General features: G+C 49.8%; 2 protein-coding genes and 2 pseudogenes. 3 read left to right on the forward strand and 1 reads right to left on the reverse strand.

The features are described 5' to 3' along the window. Window positions 1-135, reverse strand: a pseudogene (locus tag B3O33_RS09990) (IS5/IS1182 family transposase); the annotation flags it as partial. 483 nt (window positions 136-618) lie between these two features. Between B3O33_RS09990 and B3O33_RS09995 the strand changes: the two are divergent. From B3O33_RS09995 to B3O33_RS10000, 3 genes and pseudogenes are all read left to right on the forward strand, one after another. Beyond that, window positions 619-1,023: a MerR family transcriptional regulator gene (locus B3O33_RS09995; RefSeq protein WP_027948919.1), complete on the forward strand. Its 405-nt coding sequence runs from the start codon at window positions 619-621 to the stop codon at window positions 1,021-1,023. Window positions 1,024-1,043: 20 nt separating this feature from the next. Next, complete coding sequence (locus tag B3O33_RS16040; RefSeq protein ID WP_102792496.1) at window positions 1,044-1,361, forward strand: heavy-metal-associated domain-containing protein; 318 nt, start codon at window positions 1,044-1,046, stop codon at window positions 1,359-1,361. Between the two features lie 135 nt (window positions 1,362-1,496). Beyond that, window positions 1,497-1,827, forward strand: a pseudogene (locus B3O33_RS10000) (thymidine phosphorylase); the annotation flags it as partial.

Here is a 1,827-nt window from a genome sequence, read left to right on the forward strand (position 1 = left end):
GAAACACCACTGCATATCCTCCAGCGCATGATCAACCACCGAGCGTATCTTTCGGATCGGGTGGTGCTGCGGAATACGTGATTCGAGGTCAACATAGCTGAAAAAGGAAGACTGAGGATTGATTTCTCCGCGCATTCGATTCTCTCGGTGGTTATTTATCGCTATTATCCCATATCAGGGGTTTTTCAACAGCCTGCTAGCCAGGGTAAACAAGATTACACATACATTACAGCAATGTAATACATGGGTCATCTTAAGGTCAGAAACACCGCTCTACTATGACAATGGATAAGTCCAGGTGCACCATGGGAGTTGTGTGCGGGCCGATTCAATGCAGAAACGCAGTGACAGGATATCTTGCCAATATTAACGGTTGATGGCGTACAGGCTAAAGATCGAGGAGCGTGTAATAGTGAATACGAGAAACCGGATACCTGTGAATGAAAATTGCTTGACCTGTGTCTTGGACACAGGTGTAAGGTGACAAAAAGCCGGATAAATTCTTCGGATTTACTCTCGGGTTTAGAACTGATGATTGACTCATATCAAGGCAAGGAACAGATCCTCGGGGTTAATCTGAATCCTGTGATAGTCAGACTGAGCTGCGAGGAGGGCTGTGTGAAAGTTATCGAAATGGCCAGGCGTTTAGGGGTTACGGCCGATACGGTGCGGTTTTATACCCGGATCAAGATTCTGAAACCGGGGAAGAACAAAACCAATGGATATCGGGAATACAGCGAAAATGATTACAACCGCTTGCGATTCGTGCTGAGTGCACGGCAACTGGGCTTTTCCGTTGAGGATATTCAGGAAATTTTGAACCACGCGGATAAGAAGAAATCGCCTTGCCCGACGGTACGCCGCTTGATTGACCAACGCCTGAATGAAACTGAACAACGGTTCGCGGAGACTCTGCAACTGCGGGAACGCATGCAGCAGGCCGTGGTTGAGTGGAGCCAAAAGCCAGATAAGGTGCCGACTGGCCATATGATCTGTCACCTGATTGAAGAGTTTGCCCAGTAAATCAACATAGAGGATTTGCCATGAATACACAGAAATTCGAGAGCCCTACTCATCACCGGGGCGGCTGCTGTTGCGCCAGCAAGTCATCCACTGCAGCTAACACTCGGAGCAGTGTTGACTCAGATAGCGATATCCCGCTGCAGCGGCTACAGGTGCAGGGCGCAACGTGCGGTGGTTGTGTAAGAAGCATTGAGCAAACGCTACGCTCTGTTTCCGGCGTAAGCGATGCGTGTATGGATCTGGCGACGGGTGTCGCTTCGGTCGTTGGCATGGTCGAGTCTAACGCTCTGATAGAGGCGTTGGATCGAGCGGGTTTTCCTTCGACCCAAATCAATTAGTTTATGGCTGATGGTTGGAGTAATTAGCAGTTGGTAAGCCTAAGCATGTTACAGGCGTGAAATATGGTGGTGGAGAAAGCCTGCTGGCCACTGAAAGAAAGGCAATGGCTAAATTTTGTTGTTCAGGAAATGCTAATGGATCAAATTAACACACTTAAGGTGATCGACATGGGCATCGACACCCACCAGGAACCGGTGGTGTATATGCGCAGTGATTGTCACATCTGCCGCTCTGAAGGTTTCACTGCCAACAGCCGTGTCATGCTGCGGTACGGGGAAAACAGCGTTATCGCCACGCTGAATGTGGTGGACGAACAGGTACTGAGTTCCGGGAGTGCAGGGTTGTCTAAAAGTGCCATGCAGCGCTTGGACGTCGATGATGGCGCCGCGGTTAGTGTCGACCACGCACCGGTAGTGACATCACTTGCCGCCGTGCGCAAAAAAATCTTTGGACACAAACTCAGTG

This window comes from Methylophaga sp. UBA1464, from assembly GCF_002325665.1.
In the GTDB taxonomy this organism is placed as follows: domain Bacteria; phylum Pseudomonadota; class Gammaproteobacteria; order Nitrosococcales; family Methylophagaceae; genus Methylophaga.

Bases quoted from the DNA above. Each gene is read 5' to 3' on its own strand.
- B3O33_RS16040 (WP_102792496.1), top strand. From the start codon at position 1,044: ATGAATACACAGAAATTCGAGAGCCCTACTCATCACCGGGGCGGCTGC.